Source organism: uncultured Campylobacter sp. (genome assembly GCF_937997535.1).
Taxonomy (GTDB): Bacteria; Campylobacterota; Campylobacteria; order Campylobacterales; family Campylobacteraceae; genus Campylobacter_B.
Genome location: NZ_CALKTT010000043.1, coordinates 1 through 2,230, shown reverse-complemented (window position 1 = coordinate 2,230; position 2,230 = coordinate 1). Strand labels below are relative to the sequence as shown.

At 40.0% G+C, this 2,230-nt stretch carries 3 protein-coding genes and 1 pseudogene; 2 read left to right on the top strand and 2 right to left on the bottom strand.

What is annotated here, in order from left to right; translation table 11 throughout:
- On the top strand, positions 1–555 hold a 555-nt coding region (locus Q0117_RS04130; RefSeq protein WP_297922938.1), incomplete at its 5' end, for an SPOR domain-containing protein.
- Positions 556–791: 236 nt separating this feature from the next.
- A pseudogene (locus tag Q0117_RS04125) lies at positions 792–1,027 on the top strand (hypothetical protein).
- A gap of 74 nt (positions 1,028–1,101) precedes the next feature.
- Here the strand turns inward: Q0117_RS04125 and Q0117_RS04120 are convergent.
- Together Q0117_RS04120 and Q0117_RS04115 are read right to left on the bottom strand one after the other, a co-directional pair.
- On the bottom strand, positions 1,102–1,587 hold the full coding sequence (locus Q0117_RS04120; protein ID WP_297922935.1) for a hypothetical protein: 486 nt from the start codon (positions 1,585–1,587) through the stop codon (positions 1,102–1,104).
- A 185-nt stretch (positions 1,588–1,772) separates the two neighbouring features.
- Positions 1,773–2,230, bottom strand: a 458-nt coding sequence (locus Q0117_RS04115; protein WP_297922933.1) for a YihY family inner membrane protein, incomplete at its 5' end; no start/stop codon positions are given.

Here is a 2,230-nt window from a genome sequence, read left to right as displayed (position 1 = left end):
ATCGGTATCGCCAGCTGGTACGGGCCGAATTTCCACGGCAAATACACCTCAAACGGCGAAATTTACGATATGAACGGCATGACTGCCGCGCACAAAACCTATCCAATGAATACTATGGTAAAGGTCGTTAATCGCGACACCGGCGCTACCGCAACCGTACGCATCAACGATCGCGGTCCATTCGTGGATGGTCGCATCATCGATCTTAGCAAAACAGCTGCTAATTTAGTAGGCGTATTTGCCAAAGGTACGGCGCCGGTAAAACTCGAAGTAGTGGGCTTTTATGGACATACTATCGCCAAAGGCTCGCCGAAAGCGACCATTGTCGGCGGAAATTTTATGGTGCAAATCGGTGCGTTTAGAAACAGAAGCGGCGCACAAATTTATCAGCGCGATTATCACGGCACGGCGGGATATCCTGCGATCATCAAAGAATTTAGCATAGATGGCGCGCCGATTTATCGCGTCTTTTTAAGTGGATTTAAAAGCGAGGATGAGGCGAGAGATTTCGCGCATAATGGCAAGTTTACTGGAGCTTTCATCGTAAGGGAGTAGCAGTTTTATTTGACGGCTTTTACCTTCGTTTTTTTGCTTGATAAGGGTTTTGTTAAATTTATTTGTGAGTTACTTGCGGTAAAATTTCCCGTCATCTAATAGTTATCTGCTTTAGCTGCGGCGAAGTGCAAACTACTTGCAAGCTATTCGTAGCAAAAAGTGCGCCTGCCCGCTTGAGCTTTGCTTTTTAATAGACGCCGCGGCTGATAAAATTTTATATTGCTAGGGGATAAAGCATGCAAAAATATCCGGAAGTTTATAGTTTAGAAAAGAGTTTGGCTATACTTGAAAAATATAAAGACGAGCTGAGCGCAGAACAATACGAGCAAAACAGATCTATCATCTGCAACCACGCGATAGAGGGTATGTTTGCAAACAGCAAGATATAATAGATCTTATCAAGGTCGATAAGGGAGAAAAAACATCCGATGAGATAATAAACGAATATAAAAAAGAGTGGGGCGTTTTATAACGCAGTAGAAAATATTAAATTTGGATGGTGAAATATCAGAGGTATTTTGACGCAGCTCATTGGTTCTTTGAATTTTAATCGTGTAAAAAAGTTACGATTTCATGCTCTTTTGGTAAAAATTTTCTGCCATCGATACCATCATCTCCGTATTCCAATAATGCTTCATTTAAAATTTCATAAATTTCATCCATTGAAATATCTCCAATGTCAGAATTTACGCTTTGGAATTTATATTTGATTTTAAATGGATTTTCCGTGAAATATTTACTCGTAGTTTCGTCATAAATTCGCCTTATATCAAGCTCGATATTTTTACCTTTATAATAAAGCAACCAAATATCCTCGCCCGTATAGCCATCTCGTGGATCCGGCATAGATGCTAAACATACATGAATAAGCCAAGCATCTCTTTGCTTATCGATAACCCAATTCATCCAATCGGTATCATTATCCTGGATTGGGTATGTGTAATTGTGTTTCATCAATAGCTCGTTCATATTGCTTAAAATATCATATTGCTTCAAGTCCTCTTTTGAAATATATTCTGCTACAAACGCCATCTAGCCCTCCTTGAGAAATTCTATAATTTAAATTTAATCACTCGTATACAGACCGAACAAAGACGAGAGCTCAAATTTAATCCTTTTACTGACGAGAACTTATCGTTAAAACTGCCAATTTATATGCGATTATCGTCAATTCTTACTATAATCTTTCGTAAAATTCGTTATGAAATTAAAAAATTTCAAGCGCTTTGTCGCTCGCCACCTCTTTTAAATTTAGCGTCCAAAAATACGCAGAATTTCACGCCGTATAGGTAGAAAATCCAGCTTATGTAGATCCACAGAAAGAAAAATAGCGCGACCGAAAATGAGCCATATATGCTAAGATAGGTTTTGTTATAAAAGACGTATTGCGCAAAAACCAGTCTTGAAAGCCACCATAAAATCGATGCTACGAGCGATGAGGCAAGCACCGCTTTTGCACGGATCTCGCGGTTGATCGCCGTAGCGTAAGTGATAGCAAAAATCCCCCAAACGATTAAGTAGGGTAGAATTTTAAGCAAATTTATCCAGCTCGTAAGCTCGGTTTTATTTAGTAGCTCCTGAAGCTCGCCGCTGATATAAAACGATGCCCCAAGCCCCACAGGAGCGAGCGTCATCAGCGTCCAGTAGGTGCTTAGGCTCTTAAAAAAGCTTCGCT